The sequence below is a fragment of the Shinella pollutisoli genome (assembly GCF_024609765.1).
GTDB classification, from domain to species: Bacteria; Pseudomonadota; Alphaproteobacteria; order Rhizobiales; family Rhizobiaceae; genus Shinella; species Shinella pollutisoli.
On sequence record NZ_JANFDG010000036.1, the window covers coordinates 1 to 22,013 of the forward strand.

Consider the following 22,013-nt stretch of genomic DNA (forward strand, 5'->3'; position numbering starts at 1 on the left):
GTAGTGGCATTTTTCGGGATGCCCAATCGAGCTTGGTCAATGTGCGAGGAAAACACCGCTTACATTTGGCAGGGACAGGACCGTTCCTCACTGGACAGCGCTGTATCTGAAAGAGCAGCATCGGGTCTCGGCGACCCAGCAGTCGAGGGGTAGGCAACCCTTCGTACGTACTACACTCTGAAACGCTGAGATTCTTATTAGCAGAACCGAAGGCGGACGATCTTCTTCCGACTTCCTTTTGTAGCCACTAGCCAATAAAGTATTTTGCAGTCAGGTGGAATCACCTGACGCTGCACAAACGCGGCAAAAACAAACAGATAGAGCGGTGGCGTGAATGCGCGTGAGTGCATCCCGCTCTAACAGCGGAAACGATTCCCCCTACGCGCCTTCATGTCGGTCGTTCGAGCCGCATTACACCTGCCCGATTGCGAACATTGACAATTCACCTCACTTAACGGCATCGACCAGAACTGGCCGATCAGATCGGGTTGCACGGATAAGCGTTCCTGATCTCAGCATTGAAGAACTGCCCAATAGAGGAGGCGTCCAATAGTCGATCGTACATGAACTGGGGGACGTTGTAGTATTCATAGACCTTTCCGGTGGCAACGAACTCAACCTCAAGAATCTCCGAACCAGGATCATAGCCAACCGAAGCCAAACTCGACGAATTTACTGACTGTCGTTCCATTCATTCCTCCTTCCATCTTGGGTTTTGGGATCGCCACGCAGCCGTAACGTTCACGTAATTCTCGTTACTGCGTTCCTTACTCCAGTTTTGGGCAACGTGCGGATCCTCGCTGGTGGGGCGCTTGCCTTCCTCGGGAAGTGTAATCCTGCACCGCACAGGCAGCTTGGCAGCCTCGCCGGTGATCACAGCCTCGCCCGTACGAAGTACAGGCAAGCTATCCACGATTCCGCTCAGACTGTCAGGTAGGGCCGCCTGAACCTTGCTGCGATCCGACGAGTTGGAGAGGCGGAGCGAAAAGAAAGTCCCGCACTGGGAGAGAATGGTTTCGTCGATCTCGGATGGGCGCTGGCTCACGATCATTGCGCCGAGGCCGAACTTGCGGCCCTCTTTTACGATGCGCTGAACGGCATCTCGTGCAAGGTTGGCATCGTCCCGACCCAGATACCGATGTGCCTCCTCCATAACCACAAGCAGAGGGCGCGCCCGCCCGCCTTCGGGCATCTCGCGGCTCCAGAAGAGGGCCTCGTAAATGATGTTTAGGATGCCTCCAATGAGTCGCATTAGGATCGAACTCGGCACGCCCGACAGATCTAACACCGTAATCGGTCGATCGTGTCCAAGCCAGCTCTCGAGCAGTTGCGGCAGGTCGCTCTGCGTAACCCCATCGAGGCTCGGTTCCCAAGGTCCAGGATGGAGCATGAAGTCATACTGTCGATCCAGTAGTCGTGACCGGAGCTGTTCGAGCTGTCGCCGGATCGACAGCACGTTCGTCTTGTTTGCGAACGGCGACGTATTACCTTGGCCAGGCAGTGGATAAGTAGGCGCCGTTAGTGTTTCAGCATCGCCCGGAGCGGTCTGAGCCGAATTCTGCTGAGTGTTCTCCACCCACGTCTTGATTTCCGGGTCGATCAGATGGAGCCAAAGCGATTTCAGGCTGAACGGCAGAGGGCTGCCGGCGGTCAGCGAGTTAGCATCGACACCGGGATAGTTCATCTGAGCTAAGACTGCAGTTTTCTCTCTGAGAATGCGGTCCTGAATCGCCGTTAGCGCCTTCTCCTCGGTCTTCCCGAGAAGGAACGTCAACAGGTCGTCCAGATCGAGTGCCCAATAAGGAACGTAAAGGCGCTCCTCATTCTCGAGTGGGTTCACGCGAAAGACTTTGGCGACCTCACCAAGCGCGCGGCCGTACTCACCATGGATGTCCATCAGGAGCACCCGTGCATTTGGAAAGCTGGAGTGGTCACCCTGACCAACCGAAAGGGAACGCAGCAGGCTTGTGACCGTCGTCGACTTGCCAGCGCCCGTCGATCCCAACACCGCAGAGTGGCGCGTCACGAGCTTGTCCAGATCGATACGGACGGGGATGCTTTCGGCTCCCGACAGTCTACCGATGGTCACCTGACCCGTGTCAGCGGTCCCGTAGATGCGGGCGAGATCCTCCTCGACGACGAGATGCACCTGGTCGTTAATCGCGGGATATTGGCTAATCCCGCGTTCGAAGGTCGCTTCTAAAACCTCGCCGACGAGTTGCACCTTGATCCAGCGGTCCCCTCTCGCCCCGCTGTCGACCAGTGTCTCAGGCGTGGCAGTAGCACCGACGTCGGAGATGATACCGTACAGGTCGTGATAGCCCTGCGGGATGCGGACGAAGCTGCCGACCTGGCCAATGCGGTAACTGCGACCGCCAATGATAGCAATACCCGAGGCGGTTCCTTCGAACTGTCGCACGTTGATCGTCGCGCCCGCGACAGCTCCGACGTGACCGAGAAGGGTTGGTGCGCTCATTACGCCACCGTGGAGGCGGATGCGGCCGCCGCGGCCGCCGCAGCGGATGCGCAAGGTGTCACGAAGACCTGCGTTGAACGCGACGCGGAGAAGAACCGAGCGAATGCCTCTATTGCCCCGAGCGTAAACTCGTGCTGGCCGCCTCCTTGGGGTTCCGACCAGTACGAGGACCGGATTGGTCCCCAGTCCTTTGAAGGAAGCTCCGAAGGCACACGCCAAGAACCCTCCGAACCATTCACCAGCGCGGCGTCACGTGCGTAGACGCTGAAGTTAGGTAGTCGGCGACCGAGCTCTCTAGCGCAAATCTCGTCACCGAGCTTCTGGAACTGGAACGCGAACACGCTAGCGGATGGGTTCGCCGCGAGTCCCTCATCGATACGCGCTGAGATATGAGCGTCAGCGAACGAAAACCCGATCGAGATCAGTAGCGTGTCCGGCGTAGCGAGGAAGGCGCGCAACCTGTCGAGGAGTGCTGCGTAAGGAGCCTTTTGAGTCTGTTCGTACTTGAGGTGCTCGGGGAATACGAGGTGCCGGGCGTTATCCTTGCCGGAACGGATCACCTCGTCTTTGACGTTAGAACACCACCCCAGCGATCCGTGCAGCTTCCAGAGGCGTGTCCACCTTGCCGGTAGGTCGTTGTTGGAGACAGTGACAGGGTCGAAGAATGGCTCACGGCCACCCGTAAAGCCGTCGAAGTACGGCGCCCGCACGCGCTCAAGAGCTTCCTCAAGCAGCAGATCGTAGTTCGTCGTGAAAATCTCTATGGGATGATCACGACCGGCACCCGTGATCCAGGTTACGATGTCGCTGTAGGCCGAGCCGCTCTCGGGCAAAGTTACGGCGACGACCTTCCCGATCTCCTCGCATACGCGCTCGCCAAACTTCGCATATCCGGGTCCGTCCAAGTCATGGATCTTGGCCGGCCCTATTACCTTCGCGAGCGACCTAATCCTGGATAGGAGCGTCTCGATGTCATCCTTGGGCGCGAGTTCCTTCTTCAGCTCTGCGATCTGCTTCCCATATTCTGTCTCGAGTATATCGAGGACAAGTTTGGTCAAACCGGCGACCGCCGGGATCAGGGGGTAGGTGCCGTCTGCCTTCTTCATTCCTGCCGATGCGCCGGCGCCAAGCAGTAACCCGATCCTCTTTCGGCCCCCGGCTATAATCGTACGGAGGGCAGTCATGTATTGATCAGGATTGTGTACGATCTCGCTCGGCATAGTTTCCCCAATGATGGCTATGGCACCTTCTTGATCTAAACGATAAATTGATTCTCGCCTAAATTGCACCATGCCATGCTGAGTCAACACAATTTACGTAGATTGAGGCTAACCAGCACTTTCGGATACGTAGACGCGGAGAGAGGCAACTCGCGCGAAGGCAAGCGCTCCGAGTGATTGGAACGTCCGCTCACACAATAAGGCCCTAGAAGCAGCCGGTCCGAAAGCGGCCTCGAGGCAGTCATTACAGCAGGGACCTTGCACGCTAAATGACTCCAATATTAGAGGAGAGCCTGGTCCGGGGGGCTGGTTCCTACGGTAGGCTACGAAGCCATATTGATAGCGAGCCTTGCCTATCAAACTCTTGCCCTCTCCTAGTATACGGCACGTTACAATTTTGCATCTATCGAGCAGGGATCGGTTGTGTTCCCAAGGGGCACTTTCAGGCAAGCTGAATTATAAACTTGACTTTTTGTCTCGACATTTGCATCGGATATCGAATGAGCGATCCAGGTTGGACGATGGCCTAGCGCCGGAGCCCCAAAGCCCGTGGTGCCGGCAATGTCGAGCAGATCAGAAGAAATCGAAGCCTTATACAACTCGGAAAGACTGCGCCTTGAGCGTATGGTTGTCGGCAAGGTGGGTGCCAGCAACGCCGCAGATGTTGTGCAGGATGTGTTTGCGGCAGTATGGTCGAGAGCGAAAGAGCATGTGAAGCTCTCCCCTTCCTATCTCTCACAGGCAGCTAAATTCACGGCGATCAGTCGTTTTCGCTCGGAACGCCGGCGGGTGGTATTCTTTGCCGGCATAACCGAAGAACAGTATTCGGCTCCAGTCGCCATGCCGGATCAGATCGTTTCCGCCCGCGAGGATCTAAAGCGATTGGAGGAGACGGTGATAGCCTTGCCTACACGGACACGGCAAATATTTCTCCTCAATCGAATGCATGGTTGCACCTATGAGGAGATCGCCGCTGGCCTCGATATCTCCTACAGTACCGTTGAGCGGGAAATGGCCAAGGCAATCATGGCCTGCAAGGGCGCAAGATAGTCTCCAACGGCTTCTGAAGGTAAATCCTGGATTCAGGCGATATCTTTTATGAAGCGGCAAGGCGATGCTTTTGCCGATCACCAATCATTGCTGGAAGTGAAAGAGTCCATGGACAACGATGAGGCTGCTGAACCCCGCGACAAGGCGCTTATCGAGAAGGAAGCCGTCGCATGGTTCACGCGGATGAACGGTAAGCCGACGAAAGCTGAAAGGCGTGATTTCGCAAACTGGATGTCCATGTCGCCGGATCATGCGCAGGCGTATAACGAGGTCGGTTCGCTGTGGAGCGATCTTGGTGCGGTCGCGGACAAGGTTTCGGACAAGACAGGGGACGACCTGACGGAGCCACTCAAAAAAATCACCCATTTTCGTCGGGAAAAGAGGAGGGCCAAAACCGGGCCAATCATTGCAAGCTGTCTCGCCGTTCTTGTCGCCGGAACCTGGATCTGGCTGGAGCATCCCCATTTTCTACAGAATATGGGCGCGGATTTCAGCACCGCGAAGGCCGAAAGACGCAGTGTGACCCTTGCCGACGGCTCCACGGTACTGATGGATGCAGATAGCGCGATCGATGCCGACCTCTCAGCCGACGTACGGCGGGTTCGTCTTCTGCGGGGAGGCGCATATTTCACGGTCAGCCCATCCGGCATTCCGTTTATCGTCGAAGCGGAAAATGGCGAGGCGCGAGTACTCGGCACCCAATTTGACGTGGTTCTGGCGGAGAACAGCAATGTCACCGTGACCTTGTCCCGCGGCAGTCTGGAGGTTTCTTCCGCCAGTGATGGGAAAAAGGTCGTTTTGAAGCCGGGAGAAAGTGTCGAATACAATAAGGCCGGTCTAAGCGCGGTGAAGACCGTGGACATTGCAGAAAGCATGGCCTGGCATGACGGGCGGTTGATATTCAACAATGCCCGCCTTGCCGATATTCTGGCACAGATCGGGCGCTATCGGGACGGCAGGATCGTCCTGCTCGGAACGGCAGTGGGAGAAAAGCGCGTCAGCGGCAACATTTCTCTCGAAAATACGGAAACCGCACTTGCGGCGATGAAGTCCTCCATCGGCTTTCGCATGACCAAGCTCGGGGGAAAGGTGGTGTTGATCGGGCCATGACGGGTACTTCCGTGCCCATTCCGAAAATATTTTAGAGGTCGCGGCAATTTTTTTGCCTCTACCCTGAGGGTACGACCACCTCTCCGGCGATATCGAATATGAGAGGTCAGGGAAGAACGTATTCAAAGCACGACCCGCTCTCGTTGTTTCGATTTGTGGAGAAGGGTGGCGCATGATGGGCAAGGCAAAGAGCAGCAGAATGATTGTTCTGTTGGCGACGACCATATTGACGGCGGTCGGCGGAAACGGGGTTGCCCATCGGGTGGCATTCGCACAGACCGCACAGGTCTATCGGTTCAACATCCCCGCCAAGCCCATTCGTCAGGCGATGAACGATATCGTCAGTGTCAGCGGTATCGATGTTGTCTTTTCCGAGACATCTGCTGCCTCTGCCGTTGGCAAGCCGGTCAGCGGAACACTGACCCCGTCGCAAGCAGTCGCCGCCTTGCTGTCAGGAACGGGTCTTTCCTACAGGTTCACCAGCAGCAATACCGTCACCATATTCGATGCAAGGCGTATTAGTGCTGACGGTGGCGTTGCTGACGATGGCTCAACGATGCTCCAAGAGATTGTTATCCAGGGCCAAGGCAATCCCAACTCCACAATCGGAAATCTGCCGGAAGAATATGCCGGCGGTCAGGTGGCCACGGGTGGGCAGGTTGGAATGCTCGGCAATCGGGATACGATGAACACGCCGTTCAGCCAAACGAGCTATACAAACAGAAAGATTCAAGACCAGCAGGCGCAGACCGTTCAGGACGTGCTCTCCAACGATCCGTCCATACTAACCAATACCCAAACAGCAGGGAACAACGACGAAATAACTACGATCCGCGGCTTCATCGACACCGGGGTAAACGGCTCAAAGAGCCTGAACGGCTTGGTTGGCATGGCGCCTCTGCATTCGCCGGATACGGACTATCTTGAGCGGGTCGAGGTGCTCAGGGGGCCGGGCGCTTTGCTGAACGGTATGTCTGCGTCAGGTTTGGGAGGCATCGGAGGTTCCGTCAATCTTTTCACCAAACAGGCCAGCGACGAGCCACTAACACAGATCACCACACGCTACGATTCCCGCTCGCAGATCGGCGCACATATCGATGTCGGTCGCCGCTTCGGTGCGGAGAAGCAGTTCGGCGTTCGCTTCAATGGCGCATTCCGCAAGGGCGATACTCCCCTGGATACACAGTCGACGGAGATCGGATCGGCCGCGCTCAATCTGGACTACCGTGGCGAGCGCGTACGGATAAGCGCAGACTTCGTGCATCAATCCAACGAGGCTAGTCCGGCAAACTCGCAACTGATCAACATTGCTCGTGTTGCGGGCCTTGGCGTCGTACCAAGGGCTCCGGATGGAGACACCAACTTCATGCCGCCTTGGAGTGAGCACAAGGTCAAAACCACATTGGGCATGATCCGGGGCGAAGTCGACATCACCGAAAATGTAACCGCCTATGCGGCGATCGGAATGCAAAGAAACGACTACTACCTCTTTTCGCCGAACGTCCCGCAGCTACTCGATATGGATGGTCAGTACAGCCAGTCGGGCCACACGCAAGCTGAGTATATCCGAGACGTGTTGTCTATGCAGGGCGGAGTGAGGGCCACGTTCAATACGGGCCTGGTCGATCATGCTCTGAGCCTCAACGTGTCGCAGGCTGGGATGGAGTGGAAACGTGCGTTGTTCACGGCGCCCTATGCTTGCACCACGAGCATTTACGATCCTGTTTTCTGCCCGGCTCCGGCCTTCCGTGACCTGGGTGAAACGGTGAGGTCCAGCAAAACAAGGATGTCCAGCATCGCCATCGCCGACACTATGTCGATGTTTGACGATCGGCTGCAATTTACAGCAGGACTCCGCTACCAGGATGTAAAATCCGATGTTTTCAATAGGATCACTGGTGAGCTAACCACCAGCTATGAAAACGATGCTTGGACGCCAGCCTTCGGGCTGGTCGTCAAACCTTGGGAGAATGCTTCACTCTACGCCAACTATATGCAGGACTTGCAGGTTGGTGAGGTTGTTCAACCTCCATATGTCAACGCCGGGGAGGTGTTTCCGCCGTTTGTCAGCGAGCAGTATGAGGCGGGCGTTAAGGTCGACTGGGGCAACGTCATAACGACGCTCTCAGCATTCCAAATCACGCGGGCCAACTACTATGGTTATGTTGACGCATCTGGAGCGCTGGTTAGAGCCCTTGACGGTGAGCAACGGAACCGCGGCATCGAACTGAATGCCTACGGCGAGATTTCGCCGGGCGTACGTCTCCTTGGCGGTCTGACCCTTCTCGATGCTCGCCAGACAAGAACTGCTAATGGCACCAATGACGGAAAAAGAGCAAATGGCGCACCAGCCTTCCGCGCGGTCGTTGGTGCAGAATGGGACACTCCATTCATGGAAGGACTCACGCTGACCGGCCGTGTCACCTACACCGGCGAGCAGGTTGTCAATAACGACAACGAGAATCTGAAAATTCCGGATTGGGCGATCGTCGATATTGGCGCACGCTACACGTTCAATTCCCCTTGGAACGACCAGCCGATCACTGTCCGCGCCAGCATAGATAACGTGTTCGACAAGAATTACTGGTCGACAGCACAATCCAACAGCCTCTATCTCGGTGCGCCACGGACATTCCGGCTGTCGACGACATTCAAGTTCTGATGCGGGGAGAGATTGCGAAGCGCTGGCCGCATATGAGCGGCCAGCATACGAAGGATATTTTTCGCGTCACCGATGTGGCCATGGCCGGCTGGCGTATCGGTGCGCTCTATTTTCGGTCGGGAGAACGCTTAACCGCGTGCTGGCTGTTGGCCGGTGTGATCGGGTCGAATTTGGCCGGGGTCGGATTGACCGTGGTTTCAAGCTACTGGAATGCCGCTTTCTTCAATGCGCTTGGCGTTAAAGACTGGAACGCCTTCATTTTTCAGGGTGTGGTCATATTTGGCGTAATTACGTTTGCGTTTCTCGCCCACTCAGTTGTCCAACTGACCATCACCAAGTGGCTCGTGATTCAATGGCGACAATGGTTGACGGCACGTTATCTCGATAGGTGGCTATCGACTGGCGCACTCTACCCGATGCAATTCGAATTGGATGCACCAGACAACCCCGACCAACGTATCGCTGACGATGTGCGTCTTTTCATTGAATACACATTAGAGTTGTCCATGGGTCTGTTGACCGCGTTACTTTCGCTAGCGTCCTTCACCTATATCTTAGCGACAATCCCAAGCGGCGCGCACTACGAAATGCTGGGCCTGACGGTGCCTTTGCCGGCTCTGCTGGTCGGAGCCGCCTTTCTCTATGCCATCATTTATACATGGGCCGCCCATCTGATTGGGCGCCCGTTGGTCAGCCTTGGCGCTGACCAGCAGAGGGCGGAGGCGAACTTTCGTTTCAGCCTCGCACGCCTGCGCGAAAACGCTGAGGAAGTTGTGCTCGGAGGCGGCGCAGCGACAGCCGAGCGGGCTGATCTCGACCGGCGTTTTGAGCGTGTGATCGGAAACTGGTATGCACTCTTAGCGCGCGAACGCCTGCTTACGTTCGTACAAGAAATCTTTAATCGTGGTGGAGGCGTGCTTCCGCATCTCCTGGTCGCTCCGGTCTATTTCGCTGGCGGCATCCAACTGGGCGGCTTGACACAGGCTGCCGGAGCTTTCGGCCGCGTCCGAACTGATGTTTCCTTTCTCGCCCGCAGCTACACGAAGCTCGCCTATCTTGGGTCGGTGATTGGACGGCTACACGGTTTCGAGACTGCGTTGGAATCAGTCTATGATGAAGTTGGCCGTGTCCAGCATGCAAAGCATGCGGATGTTGACATGATGCTAGACGCCCGCAACGTCACGCTGCGACTACCGACTGGCCAAGTGATTGCCAATTTCCCTGCATTTCGTCTCGATCGTGGCGAGCGGGTGCTTCTGACCGGAGCTTCTGGGCTCGGCAAGACCACGTTCGTCCGTGCACTTGCGGGAATCTGGCCTTTCGCCGAAAGCACCATAAGCCTTCGAGAAGGCGCGAGCCTCATGGTCGTGCCACAGCGGAGCTACCTTCCTCTTGGTACATTCCGTGAAGCGCTGACCTGGCCCGATGTATCCGGTTTGATATCTGACGCAAGCATCCGTGAGGCGCTCACGGCGGTTGGACTGTCGGCACTGTCCAATCGGCTTGACGAGGAAATCGAGGAAGCCAACGGATTCTCCGGCGGCGAGCGCCAGCGCATTGCCTTCGCGCGGGCCTTGATACAGCGACCGGATATTCTGTTGCTAGACGAATCCACCTCCGCTCTCGACGAACCATCAGAGCGCGAAATTTACCGCTTGATTGCGGAACGCCTGCCGCAAACGGCGGTGCTTACCGTTGGGCATCGCGCTTCCCTCGCGGCACTTCACACGCGGACGCTTGAACTTATCCCGTCCGAAAGCGGGGCCTTCCTGGCCGACCTGCACGCTGATGAAAAGGAAACAGCAAGATGAACTTCAGGGCTCATGCCACCGCTCATTTTCCCTGCGCGGAAGCCGCGCGTGACGCCATCTTTGAGGATTTCACAAAGCGCTTCGCGGAGGTAGAAGATGGGGCTACGGTTTCTCGCGACGGCGCAGCGGTGTCGCTAGCGGTTCCGGAAGGTGATCGATCGTTTCGCGCCATATTCACGGCCACCGGCGACGATTTCGGTCTGGACGCAACGGCGAAAAATCTGGACCGGCTTATCGGTATTAAATCCTTCATGGCATCGCAGCTCCTGAAATACGCGGAGCCGCACAGCCCTTCCATCATCTGGCAGGGAGACGCCAGCGAATTGACTACCCATCCGGGTTTCCGGCTCATGCGGGTGGTATCGACGCGCAACGTCACGCCGCATATGAAGCGGTTAACCTTAATCGGGGAAGACCTTGACCGTTTCGCCACCCTGGACGGATTGCATGTAGGGCTCGTGATCCCTCGGAAGCAGGACACAGCTGCTCTATCCCTGTCCATTACCTTGAGTCCGGACGGCAGGTTGATTCTGCCGCAAGGAGATGATGCTCCAGATACGCGGACCTATACGATCCGCTCGGTCGATACCGCGGCCGGAACGTTGGACATCGACTTTGTCGTTCACGACGACGCGGGACCGGGATCGGCCTTCGCGGAACGGGCGAAACCAGGCGACGTCGTCGGTCTTCTCGGCCCCGCCGGCGCAGCAGCGCCGTTGGACCGCGACTGGTATCTGCTGGCTGGGGATGAGACGGCAATCCCGGCGATAGCGCGCATCCTCGAAGCCCTGCCCGAGCGCGCGCGTGGCGTCGCCTTCATCGAAGTTGCAGACGCTGCCGAGGAGCAGCCGATCGCAACCAGATCGGGCATCGAAGTCCGCTGGCTACATCGCAATGGCGCGTGCCCCGGTGCGACCAACCTGCTGGTCGATGCCGTGCGCGGAACGCACTTCCCAGCCGAAGGCGCTTCTTTGTTCGCTTGGGCTGCGTGCGAAATCGACGCCTTCAAGGAAATGCGTGCATATCTGCGCAAGGAACGCGGTCTGAAAAAGGGAGAGAGCCTCGTCGCCTGCTATTGGCGCAAGGGCGTAGCGGAAGCATGAGCTACCCCGTGATGGAAATAGTGGCGTTGACTGGGAGCGGTGAGCCGGAACCCAAAGAGGAAGCCCGAAAGGCAATGTTTGATGACCGTCAAGATTTGTAACTCGTTGCCGAGTGTCCAATTCCCTACCGATTCAGAGGTTCGTCGTATCCTCGTGCAACGAATCGACGAACAGAAGCAGGCCGTTGGCATCGTTGTCGGCATGGTTTCACCGAAAGGTCGTAGAGTTGTCAGCCACGGCTCTCTTGGAGTAATGGACCCCCGCCCGGTCAATGGTGAAACGGTGTTCGAGATCGGGTCAGTCACAAAGACCTTTACGGCCCTTCTCCTCGCCGAGATGTCCATCCGCGGCGAAATCGGACTCGACGATCCGGTCGCGCATTATCTCCCAAAAGGAGTGACGGTTCCGGAACGGGCCGACAAGGCAATTACGCTGGCCGATCTCGCGACGCACTTTTCCGGCCTGCCGCGATTACCGGATAATATGCCTTTCGGTGACCGCAGCAATCCATACGCCGACTACACTCTCGATCTACTCTACGACTTCCTGTCGAACCACCAACCAAGGCGGGACACTGGAGCAAGTTGGGAGTATTCCAACCTCGGCTACGGGCTGTTGGGCCATGTCCTCGCGCTCCGCGCCGGCTGCGACTACGAAACTTTGGTCCGTGACCGTATCCTTGTGCCGCTGGGTATGACGAACACCGCCGTCACCCTCTCGACCGACATGCGGTCGAGGCTCGCCATCGGCCACAGCGCGTCGTTGGAAGCCGTTCCGAACTGGGATCTGCCGACACTAGCCGGTGCGGGAGCGCTACGCTCCACCGTCAACGACATGCTCACTTATCTTGAGATGGCGTTGGGTATCCTCGATACGCCACTCCGTGATGCGCTGAACGGGCAACTTGCCACGCGACGACCAATCGGAACGGACGACAATAGCATGGCGCTCGGATGGCCTATCGCAAGGAACGGCGACACCGAGTTTGTCCGCCATGGTGGCGGAACTGGCGGCTATCGGTCCTTCGTGGGGTTTGTCCCGCAATCGCGGATCGGCGTCGTCGTCCTCTCCAATACATCCGCAGATCTCGGGGTCGACGACATCGCGATGCATCTGCTCAATCCGGAGGTGCCGCTTGCAATACCGCCGAAGCAGCGCGTGGCGATCGAAGTCGATCCGAATCTTTATCATCGATACGTGGGCCGGTATCGATTGGCGGACGATTTCATCCTGAATGTGAGCCAGGAAGACAGCCGCCTCTTTGTACAGGCGAGTGGTCAAGACCGGGTGGAGCTTTTCCCGGAAAGCAAGCGGGAATTCTTTTGTAAAAACGTGAATGCCCAAATCAGCTTTGAAGAATCTGGCCAGAGCCATGCAGAACGCCTCACGCTGCATCAGGGCGGTCGCGATAGGACAGCATTCCGTCTCGACACCTAATAATTGTGGCTGGAGCCGACGTCTAAACCCAACAGTGGTGGGCGCCGTCAAGCCTGAGAGGAGGAGTTCAGTCATGCGCCTGACCCGACAATCCGAGATCGCCCTTGAAATCCTCGCCGCCTGCGCGCGCAGCGGGGCGACCTCGACCAATACAGCGCGCGCTGCCGAATCCGGAGGAGCGAGCAAGGACGCCGCCGCCCAGATCGTCAATTTGCTTGCTCGATCCGGCTTCATCAAAGCGATGCGGGGACGAAACGGTGGCATCAAACTCGCTGTCCCCGCCCGTGAGATCCTCCTTGGCGACGTCCTGCGGGCGACCCAGCCCGATCTGGGTCTGCACGCCGACGAGCGCAACAGGGATCGGCTGGAAACAGTGGGCCTGATGTTCAACGCCATCCTTGGCGCGGCCGAAGCGACGTTCCTCACCTTCCTCGACCGCTTCTCGGTGGCCGATCTTGTCGGCCAGTCCGCACACCAGCGGCTCAATTGCCTGGATTGCGAGCTGCTGAACCCGGCCCGTCGCAAACCCGGTCGGCAGCATTCCGTGCCGCCTCACGATGACGCCAGAACCGGCCTTCTCTCCGTGCAGCGCACGAAACCCGAAAGAGACCACCGCCATGCTGATATCTCTTCCTGAAACCACTCGCTCCACCTTCGCGACCCTCGCCGCATTCGCCTGCCTGTCCATCGCGACAGTCGCATCGGCGCAGGATGCGGAACAGCCCGCCTCCAAGGGTAGCCGGGCGTCGAGCACGAGCGTATCCCTGCCGAACGGCGCCACGTCGATCAACGAGACCTATGGCGACTGGATCGTCAATTGCGCCATCGCCGATAACCGCAAAACCTGCGTGTTCAGCCAGGACCAGGGCAACGCCCAGACCGGCCAGCGGCTGTTCGGCATTGAACTTCAGGCGGCTACACCTGCAGGACAGACGGATGGTGTGCTGCTGCTGCCCTTCGGTCTCAAGCTCGATGACGGGATCAAGCTGAAGATCGATGAACAGGCGCTTGGTCAGGGTGCTCGCTTCTCGACCTGCGTGCCGGCCGGCTGCGTCGTCCCGGTCTCGTTCCCGAAGGCCGCCACCGACGCTTTGCGCAAGGGCGAAAAGCTGATCGTCAGCGCCACCCGCAACGACACGGGCGAACCTTCCACCTTCAACGTCTCGCTCAATGGCTTCACCAGCGCCATGAACCGGGCGGCGGAACTCGCACGATAGGAGGCTGGGGCAGGAAAACAATCGCACTTCCATCTCGGCCGAGCACGCGCTCGCGAATTAAGGGCTTTGCCCCGCACGAGAATACCGTTCCCGACGCGACACCAGTCGTTCCGGCAATCTGGCGAAGGAATATCCATCAACGATCGGAGGCACCAGATGAGACTGCGGCATTTGAGATACTTCATCACCGTTGCGGAAGAGCTGAGCTTCAGCCGCGCCTCGGCAAGGCTCCACGTCGAACCGTCGCCATTGTCGCGCGCAATTCGGGACATGGAGGAAGACCTCGGGATCTCCCTGCTCCATCGGTCCAGAGGCAAGCTCCGGCTCACCTGGGCGGGGGAAGTCTTCTGCAAGGACGCCCGCCGCCTGCTCGCACTCTTCGACGACGCTAGGAACTACGCGAAGCGGACGGCCGCAGGCGGTCGCCGCATCCGGATCGGGATCGCCGACAGCCTCGCCCAGCCGCGTTTGACGAGGCTTCTGGCGATGTGCCGTGAACAGGAACCGCTGACGAGCATCGGCATCACCGAGATGATGGCCGGTGAACTGCTTGGCGGCCTCAATCGCGATTTGATCGACGTCGGCATCACGGTGGATGGCGAAGAGGTCGAGGGCATTGTCAGGGAACCCGTCTGGTCCGAGCGCCTGGTGGTCGTCCTGCCCCGGCAGCATCCGTTGCTGTCTTACGACAAGCTTCCGCTGGAGGAAGTGCTGCGGCACCCATTGATTGTCTGCCATCCGGAAAAGTGCGCCGGCGGCTACAAGCTGTTCCGGCAGATGCTGAAGGAAAGCGGCCAGACGCTTCCGACCGTCGCCGAATACATCTCCGGCCATGAGCCGATGATGCTGCTTGTCGCGGCCGGATACGGGCTCGGTTTCGGCCTGGAATCGCAGGCGGCGCTGTATGCCCACCACGATATCGTCATCCGGCCCCTTACCGAGGAGGTATTGAGCGCCTCGACCTATATCGTGACGAACGACCTTCCCCACTCGCCGGAGCTGCAACGCTTCATCGAACGGGCAAGGCAGATCGGCGGAAAGCCCCGGCCGAAGGATGATGGTGCAGCCAAGCCGGCCGGCTGATCGGGATACGTGATGATTGCCGCAACCGGATTTGCCTCCGCACCGTCACTGGGGTTCCGCAGTGACGATGCGGGGAACTGCCGCAAAGACAAGGCGCGAAGCCTGGTCCAATTAATTGATGGGCTCATGATGATGGGTGTGGTAATTTGATCCTGCACTGACCTTCCGGCGGGTATGAACACCGGAGACCGGCGCAGCAAGCGGTCGTGCCTGCGGGCATATCTCTGCTGCAAGGCCGTAGCCAACCGGCCATTGCCAGACGCGCTCCGGCTCCCTCGCGCGTGTCGTCCCTGCCAACAGGGTGGAGCCTGATCCTGTCGCAGCCGCTATCGGCCGCATCGTCCCGGGGACCCTGCTGCAAAAGCAGGATTTTTCGCCGCGCGTCTTATCGGTGCTGCGGCAACCGTCATCGTCGGCCGTCTCCGACTATCGCCGGACTGCGGCAGCAATCTTCCCCTGCTCATCTGCGACAGCGTTCTTTCGCTGCTGCGTCGTCTCCACCAGCTTCGCGCCTGCTGCGGCAATTCTCTCGTCGCTGCCCTTTGGCGTGCCGCCTGCGGCAGCCGTCATCGTCCATCCACATCTCAAAGGAGATTCTCCAATGCACCAGAACGGCATCTTCTCGCGCCTCTCGTCATGCTGCGGCAGCACACCAACGTAGCATCCGCCATGACGTGCGGCTTTTTCCGACCCTCGCGTCTCGATCATCCCAGCGCGGCCTTATCCCGCGCCCCTTCCGTCTGGCCTTCCCACAGGAAGGAGGATGGACGCCTCATTCGAGGCAACAGGTGATCGAGCGCACCCGGCCCCTCGGCCCTTCGGGGCATCCCGCTTCATGCGGTGATGGCATGAACACTGACCCAACGCATCCGCTCGGAAACTGGAGAGAGACCACCGCAGATCCCCGCCCGCCGGGGTTCGATGACGATTTCGTTCGGAGGATGAAGCATGGACGATTTGACCTATGAGCTGAAGCAGCTCTGCCGCCGCAACAAGGATGGCGGAGCCATGACCCAGGCGCAGCGGATGGGGTCGCTGGCGGCCATCGCCCGACAGTTGAAGCAGGCGGGCTTCCGCAACATGCACACCTCGTCGCTGAAGGGGAAACACGTCGATGCGCTGCTGGAGCGCTGGGAGGGTGGGAACCTTTCGGCCGGCACGATCAAGAACCGGCTGTCGCATCTGCGCTGGTGGGCCGAGAAGGTCGGCAAGGCAGGCGTCATACCCGCCGACAACGCAAGGCTCGGCATTGAGCAGCGCCAGTTCGTCACCGGAAACAACAAGGCGACCGATCTAGGCGACCGTCTGGAGCGCGTCACCGATCCGCATGTCCGCATGAGCCTTCGCTTGCAGCAGGCGTTCGGCCTGCGGCGGGAAGAGGCGATCAAGCTCCAGCCCGCTTACGCCGACCGGGGCGATCATATCGCGCTGAAGGGTTCATGGACCAAGGGCGGGCGGGAACGGATGGTTCCGATCACCACGGCGGAACAGCGCTCCATTCTCACTGAGGCCCATGCCCTGCCGGCTCCGGCTCGCTGATCCCGACGCACAGGAGCTACATCCAGCAGCGCCATGTCTATGACGGCCAGTGCAAGGCCGCTGGCCTTAGCAACATGCATGGGCTGCGCCATGCCTATGCGCAATCCCGCTACGAGGCACTGACCGGCTGGAAACCACCAGCCGCAGGCGGTCCCGGCAAAGACGCGCTGACGCCGGAGCAGCGCCTTGTCGATACCGAAGCCCGCCAGCAGATCAGCCGCGAGTTGGGACACGAGCGCATCCAGATCACCGCCGTCTATCTCGGACGGTGATGCATCCGTCATGCACGAAACCCGTGCAGCGATGCCGTGTGTCCGGAGCCGGTGAAGCTGCCCGGCCGCCACCAAGATCGCACCCGCGCCGATTCGCACTTTCGGCGTCCGACGCGCAAAAATCCGGTGCGCAAAAAAGGTGAGTTCGCCGCAGCACAAACCATTTTGGCCCTGACCATATCGCTCTGGAAGGCGCTGGATTCGGCACGGTCCATCGCGTTTCGTGATGAAGGCAGAGCGACGGTTTGCTATGATGATTGGGTACTGACCTTCGGGCGGATTTTTTTGACCGGCGCAGCAGACGGTCGTGCCCGCAGGCGCATATCCTGCCGCAAGGCCGTATCCAGCCGGCCATCCCGGACGCGCTCCGCTCCCCTCGAGCGTGTCGCCCTGCCACAGGGTGGAGCCATACTTGTCCCAGCCGGACCTTCGTCACAGCGGATGCCGGCATCTTGTTCATAGCCCCGGCATCTACCTCGGGGCATCGTTCTTCCATCGGCTTCCGGTTTTCGCCGGAACGCCGCCGTCTGTTGTCGTGCCTGCGGTAACGCGAGCGCGCTCACGGCACGGCGGCGGCATCGCCATTCTCGTCCCTGCGGCAGCGGCTGTCACGCCGCACGCACCCTGTTCATCGGCTTGGAAAAGCTCGCCCGCTCCATTGCGGGACGCAAGTTCGCTGAAACAGCGGTGAGCGTATGGAAAACCTCTCCTCGTGCCGACGAGGGGAGGTTTCCGGTCAGTCGACAACGCAGGCTTTCGGGTAGCTCGATTTCACTTCCGAAACAGCTGAGCGTTCACGAGCCTGCAAGAGCTGCCTCTTGTGGGACGGGCGAAGCGCTGTCTCGACCATGCCTCGCCCACTGCCCGGCCGCGCCCACCCTAACGGGAAGGGTGGAACCCCATGTTCGAACAGATCGGGACGGTGCTCGGAAGAGTGCTGGACGGGCAACGCTCGCGCGTGCCCGTCAGAGGAAACAGTTACCAGCGCGGCTATTGCGAAGCCACGTTCTGGAGACGGACGAACTGGCAGGAGGTCCAGCGCATCCTGCTTGCGGCAAAGCGCTACGAGCGGATCGAGCGGCGGCCGGGTCGGCGCAACGGGCCGCTCGGTTCTGTTGCGATCGAGGTTCTGGAATATCTCGTCAATGTCGTGGATTACAAAACCGGCCGTCTGGAGCCGTCGATTGATACGATGATGCGCCGGCTAAAGAGATCGCGCGACGCCATCGTGCGGGCGCTTGCGAACCTGCGCCGGCATGGCTTCCTCGCCTGGATCAGGCGCTACGAGCCGACGGGCAACAAGGGACACGGCCCGCAGGTCCGGCAGGTGAGCAATGCTTATCGTCTGCTCCTCCCGGAGCGCGCCAGACGGCATCTTGAGCACTTCGGCGTCTCTTCGCCAATTCCCGAAGACTGCGAACACACCCATGAGGTTCGCACGGCCGAGCTGGAGCGGTACCGGAAATCGCTCCCATGCGAAGAACGGGCCTCGTTTGGGATCGAGGACGATCGTTTGGCACGGGCGCTTGCGCGGCTTAGCAGGGGAATCGATCGGAAGAAACGGAACGACCAGCGCGAGTCCGCCGGGCGGGATGAATCCCGAACTGATTCTATAAAACCTGCACCGGATTAGCCGGCAAACGCTGCCCCAGCCTCAAGCGCGGCCGGAAGTGGCTCCGGTTCGTGCAAGAGACAGCCATCGCAGTATCCATCCAATCTGAAACTGCAGCGTTTACGCCTGTGGTAGCCGGCAAAAGATGTTGCTGGACTGGGCCATGGTGAGAAACGGCAAGGAATGGGTTTAAAGGGATGGCTCAAGGGAATGGGGTGTAAGGGAAATGGCCCTATCTCGAAAAGGCGGGCAAAAGGCAAAAGGAACCGCCTCTGGAATGCTCCTCCTGTGAAGGATCATTGGAGCTATCGCCGCTTCGTTCTTCGCTTGTCTTCAAGAGGGATGTTTTTTGCGCCCTCCCGAAGCTGATCGAGATAGTCCGCCCACCATTGCATCATTGCAACGCGCTCATCCCAATATTGTCCGCGCGCATATGCACGGCGAACGGCGCTTCCCTCCATGTGCGCGAGCTGGCGCTCGATAGCATCGACCGACCATTTGCCGCTTTCGTTTGCAAGGGTGGCAAATGCGGCGCGGAAACCATGGCTGGTCATCTGGTCCTGGCCGAAGCCCAGCCGACGCAGGGCAAGCGTTGTGGTGTTCTCCGAAATCGGGATTTTGGATGACGTGGTGGATGGGAAAATGAGCGAGGATTCGCCCCGATCTGTCAGCGGGTGCAATTCCTTGAGAATCGCGATCGCCTGATCTGGCAGGGGTGTAGCGTGTATCCGCCGCATTTTCATGCGCCCTGACGGAACGGTCCATGTCCTCTTCTCAAAATCGATCTCGTCCCACCGTGCCGCCCGGACTTCGCCGGGCCGAAGGGCAAGAAGCGCCATAAGCTTCAGCGCGGCGATCGTGGTCGGCTGGCCGCTTTCCCACGAATAGATAGCGCGCATCAGTGTGCCGAGCGGTTCCGGCTTCACGATTGCGGCACGATGTTGAACATTAGGGGCCGTCAGCGCTCCTCTGAGATCAGCCGTCGCATCCCGTTCCGCCCAGCCGTTGGCGACGGCAAACCGCAGGACGCGGCCAATCGTCGAGCGCATGCGTCGGGCGGTTTCATGGTTGCCCTTGGCTTCGACAGGGCGAAGCACCGCCAAAACATCCTTCGGTGCGATCTCGTGCACCGGCTTGTCCGCCAAGCCCTTCGCAAGGTCGATCAGCAGCCAGCGGGCCTTGCTCATCGTGATGGCCGCTCGCCCTTCCTTCTCCGCCTTGGTGAGATATTTTTCTGCGACAGCGGCAAAGGTGTTCTCCGCAGCCTCTTTGGCAGCCTTTACGGCGACCTTGCGCTCTTTCTTTTCCTCGCCCGGATCGATGCCGGCCTCAAGCAGCCCTTTCGCCCTGCGGCGTGCTTCCCGCGCGTCGGCAAGCAGCGTTGCCGGATATGAACCGAGAGCGAGCTGCTTCTGGCGACCTCCGAAACGATAAGCCAGCCGCCACAGCCGACTGCCGTTCGGATTTACGAGCAGGAACAGGCCGCCGCCGTCCGTCAGCTTGAATTGCTTGTCGCGCGGCTTGATGGATCGGATCGCCGTATCGCTGAGTCTGTCCGTCGTCATGTGCTGGTGCCTGTTGGTACCGTTATGCCGATGCCAACAATCATACCAACAAATTTTGCAGATGCCAACGGACGCCAGAAAACGTCCTTGGACGTATGCCGGTGAAATTCCTTGAGAATTTCGGATTTCTCAGACGTCCTTGGACGTTGAAAAACTAGGAAATGGTGCCCAGAAGAGGACTCGAACCTCCACGCCTCGCGGCACAGGTACCTGAAACCTGCGCGTCTACCAATTCCGCCATCTGGGCGACGGAGACGCATGTACGGGGAGTGCCTGCCGGTGTCAACAGGCATTTTGAAGTTTCTGCAACGGTTTGCCGTTTCCCCGTTCAGCGGCCTTCGGTCCAGTCGCGGATGCGCGCGAGGCCGGCCGAAAGCAGGGCGACGGCGGCGGCCTCGTCCGCCGCCTCGACGTAGCAGCGCATTTCCGGCGCGTTGCCCGAAGGGCGGAAATGGATGACGGCGCCGTCCTCGAGCGTCACGCGCAGGCCGTCCACGTCGCTCGCCGCGGCCGGCACGCCGAGGGGCGCGAGGAAGGCGGCGAGCGGCCCCGCGCCGGAGCGCAGCTCCGCCATCAGCGCGGCGCTCGTCTCGACCGGAAAATTCTCCAGCCGGTCGCTCGCCGCCGCCGGCAGCGCGAAGCCCGCCGCGACCTCGGAGAGGGGTCGGCGCTGCGCCGCGCGCAGCGCCATGACGGCCAGCACCGGCAGCAGGCTGTCGCGGGTCGGCAGCGGCGCGAGCGCGCGGCCGTTGACGGCAAAGGGGGTCGCCGTCAGCGTGCCGCCGTTCGCCTCGAAGCCGGCGACGGCCGTCCCGCCGGCGGCGACGGCCTCGTCCATGGCGGCGATCACGAAGGGCGAGCCGACGCGCGTGCGCAGTACCCGGGCGCCGGAGGCCGCCTCGATGCCGGAATTGGAGGTGACCGGCGTCGCAATCGTCCGCGCACCGAGGAAACGGCAGGCGACGAGGCCGAGGAGGTCGCCGCGCAGCGGCGTCCCGGTCTCGTCGGCGACGAGCGGCCGGTCGCCGTCGCCGTCGGCGGAGACGAGTGCGTCGAGCCGGTGTTCCGCCGCCCAGCCGGCGAGCAGCGCGACGGTTGCGGCGGAGACGGCCTCGGTGTCGACCGGGATGAACTGTTCCGAGCGGCCGAGCACGACGACGTCCGCGCCGTAACCGGCGAGGACGGAGACGAAGAGGTCGCGCGCCACCGTCGAATGCTGGTAGACGCCGATCCTGAGGCCCGCGAGGCTTGCCGCCCGCAGCAGCGCCTCGTTGCGCCCGGCATAGAGCGCGAGGGCCTCGGCGCCGCGGTCCTCGGCCGCAGCCCGCGCCGCCTCGGGCATGCCGCCCGCGCGGATCGCCGCCGCGGCGGCGGTGATCGCCGCCTCGTCCGCCTTGTCGATCTCGCCGTCCGGCCGGTAGAACTTGATGCCGTTGCGGTCGGCGGGGATGTGCGAGCCGGTGACCATCAGGCTCGCATGGCCGCGGGCAAGGCCGTAGAGGGCGAGCGCCGGCGTCGGCAGCGCGCCGCAGTCGAGGGGGACGAGGCCTTCATCGCCCAAGGCGGCGAGGGCGATCGCCGCGATCGCCGGGCTCGAGGCGCGGAAATCGCGGCCGACCAGCACCTTGTCGCCCGGCCGCGCCCGGCCCGTGGCGAGGAGGTGGCGGGCGAAGGCGCGCGCGTAGAGGGCCGTCGCCGGTCCTTCGAGATCGACGGCGAGGCCGCGCAGGCCGCTGGTGCCGAACTTGAGGCTCATCCGCATCCTCCGGGCTTGCCCCGCGCGCGGCGGGGGAGATCATGAATAAAACAAAATGCCTGTACGTAATGCAAACCAGGGACGCAACGGGGAGATGAAC

General features: G+C 60.1%; 18 protein-coding genes and 1 tRNA gene. 12 read left to right on the plus strand and 7 right to left on the minus strand.

Going from position 1 to position 22,013, the window contains the following annotated elements; genetic code table 11:
* Window positions 1-478: 478 nt before the first annotated feature.
* Genes NNZ72_RS22530 through NNZ72_RS22540 form a run of 3 tightly spaced genes read right to left on the minus strand, consistent with a single transcriptional unit; the run spans window position 479 to window position 3,696 of the window.
* Window positions 479-691: a KTSC domain-containing protein gene (locus NNZ72_RS22530; RefSeq protein ID WP_257317932.1), complete on the minus strand. Its 213-nt coding sequence runs from the start codon at window positions 689-691 to the stop codon at window positions 479-481.
* Window positions 692-2,476 carry an ATP-binding protein gene (locus tag NNZ72_RS22535; protein WP_257317933.1) on the minus strand — a complete coding sequence of 595 codons (1,785 nt, stop codon included), beginning with the start codon at window positions 2,474-2,476 and terminating at the stop codon, window positions 692-694. It lies immediately after the preceding gene.
* Window positions 2,476-3,696, minus strand: coding sequence for an SIR2 family NAD-dependent protein deacylase (locus NNZ72_RS22540; RefSeq protein ID WP_257317934.1), 1,221 nt, complete (start codon window positions 3,694-3,696; stop codon window positions 2,476-2,478). The genes NNZ72_RS22535 and NNZ72_RS22540 overlap by 1 nt, the downstream gene beginning before the upstream one ends.
* A 561-nt stretch (window positions 3,697-4,257) precedes the next feature.
* On the opposite strand from NNZ72_RS22540, the gene NNZ72_RS22545 reads away from it, so the two are divergent.
* The 9 genes from NNZ72_RS22545 (at window position 4,258) to NNZ72_RS22585 (ending at window position 15,169) form a co-directional block, all read left to right on the plus strand.
* Window positions 4,258-4,746 (plus strand): RNA polymerase sigma factor, encoded by a 489-nt coding sequence (locus tag NNZ72_RS22545; RefSeq protein WP_257317935.1) that lies wholly within the window; start codon window positions 4,258-4,260, stop codon window positions 4,744-4,746.
* A gap of 48 nt (window positions 4,747-4,794) precedes the next feature.
* Window positions 4,795-5,856 (plus strand): FecR family protein, encoded by a 1,062-nt coding sequence (locus NNZ72_RS22550; RefSeq protein ID WP_257317936.1) that lies wholly within the window; start codon window positions 4,795-4,797, stop codon window positions 5,854-5,856.
* Between the two features lie 172 nt (window positions 5,857-6,028).
* A complete protein-coding gene (locus tag NNZ72_RS22555) occupies window positions 6,029-8,518 on the plus strand; it encodes a TonB-dependent receptor (protein ID WP_257317937.1) in 2,490 nt (829 codons plus the stop codon).
* 32 nt (window positions 8,519-8,550) lie between these two features.
* On the plus strand, window positions 8,551-10,329 hold the full coding sequence (locus tag NNZ72_RS22560; protein ID WP_257317938.1) for an ABC transporter ATP-binding protein/permease: 1,779 nt from the start codon (window positions 8,551-8,553) through the stop codon (window positions 10,327-10,329).
* Entirely contained in the window at window positions 10,326-11,432 is a 1,107-nt protein-coding gene (locus NNZ72_RS22565) for a siderophore-interacting protein (RefSeq protein ID WP_257317939.1), read from the plus strand. The genes NNZ72_RS22560 and NNZ72_RS22565 overlap by 4 nt, the downstream gene beginning before the upstream one ends.
* Window positions 11,433-11,513: 81 nt before the next feature.
* The gene (locus NNZ72_RS22570; protein ID WP_257317940.1) at window positions 11,514-12,869 is read left to right on the plus strand and encodes a serine hydrolase; all 1,356 of its coding nucleotides are present in this window, start codon (window positions 11,514-11,516) and stop codon (window positions 12,867-12,869) included.
* 73 nt (window positions 12,870-12,942) lie between these two features.
* Window positions 12,943-13,506 carry an RrF2 family transcriptional regulator gene (locus NNZ72_RS22575; protein ID WP_257317941.1) on the plus strand — a complete coding sequence of 188 codons (564 nt, stop codon included), beginning with the start codon at window positions 12,943-12,945 and terminating at the stop codon, window positions 13,504-13,506.
* Window positions 13,487-14,086 carry an invasion associated locus B family protein gene (locus NNZ72_RS22580; RefSeq protein ID WP_257317942.1) on the plus strand — a complete coding sequence of 200 codons (600 nt, stop codon included), beginning with the start codon at window positions 13,487-13,489 and terminating at the stop codon, window positions 14,084-14,086. The genes NNZ72_RS22575 and NNZ72_RS22580 overlap by 20 nt, the downstream gene beginning before the upstream one ends.
* 156 nt (window positions 14,087-14,242) lie before the next feature.
* Window positions 14,243-15,169, plus strand: a complete 927-nt coding sequence (locus NNZ72_RS22585; RefSeq protein ID WP_257317943.1) for a LysR family transcriptional regulator — start codon at window positions 14,243-14,245, stop codon at window positions 15,167-15,169.
* A 426-nt stretch (window positions 15,170-15,595) separates the two neighbouring features.
* Here the strand turns inward: NNZ72_RS22585 and NNZ72_RS22590 are convergent, their stop codons facing one another.
* Window positions 15,596-15,877, minus strand: coding sequence for a hypothetical protein (locus NNZ72_RS22590; RefSeq protein ID WP_257317944.1), 282 nt, complete (start codon window positions 15,875-15,877; stop codon window positions 15,596-15,598).
* Window positions 15,878-16,117: 240 nt separating this feature from the next.
* Between NNZ72_RS22590 and NNZ72_RS22595 the strand changes: the two genes are divergently transcribed.
* The 3 genes from NNZ72_RS22595 (at window position 16,118) to NNZ72_RS22605 (ending at window position 18,613) form a co-directional block, all read left to right on the plus strand.
* Window positions 16,118-16,708, plus strand: a complete 591-nt coding sequence (locus tag NNZ72_RS22595) for a phage integrase N-terminal domain-containing protein (protein ID WP_257317945.1) — start codon at window positions 16,118-16,120, stop codon at window positions 16,706-16,708.
* 74 nt (window positions 16,709-16,782) lie between these two features.
* Window positions 16,783-16,980 (plus strand): hypothetical protein, encoded by a 198-nt coding sequence (locus tag NNZ72_RS22600; protein WP_257317946.1) that lies wholly within the window; start codon window positions 16,783-16,785, stop codon window positions 16,978-16,980.
* A gap of 901 nt (window positions 16,981-17,881) precedes the next feature.
* On the plus strand, window positions 17,882-18,613 hold the full coding sequence (locus tag NNZ72_RS22605) for a helix-turn-helix domain-containing protein (protein ID WP_257317947.1): 732 nt from the start codon (window positions 17,882-17,884) through the stop codon (window positions 18,611-18,613).
* A 284-nt stretch (window positions 18,614-18,897) separates the two neighbouring features.
* Here NNZ72_RS22605 and NNZ72_RS22610 read toward each other — a convergent pair whose 3' ends face one another.
* The 3 genes from NNZ72_RS22610 to NNZ72_RS22620 form a co-directional block, all read right to left on the minus strand.
* Window positions 18,898-20,157, minus strand: a complete 1,260-nt coding sequence (locus NNZ72_RS22610; RefSeq protein ID WP_257317948.1) for a tyrosine-type recombinase/integrase — start codon at window positions 20,155-20,157, stop codon at window positions 18,898-18,900.
* A 162-nt stretch (window positions 20,158-20,319) separates the two neighbouring features.
* A tRNA-Leu gene (locus NNZ72_RS22615) sits at window positions 20,320-20,404 on the minus strand.
* A gap of 81 nt (window positions 20,405-20,485) precedes the next feature.
* Window positions 20,486-21,913, minus strand: a complete 1,428-nt coding sequence (locus NNZ72_RS22620) for a phosphohexomutase domain-containing protein (RefSeq protein WP_257317949.1) — start codon at window positions 21,911-21,913, stop codon at window positions 20,486-20,488.
* Window positions 21,914-22,013 lie beyond the last annotated feature (100 nt).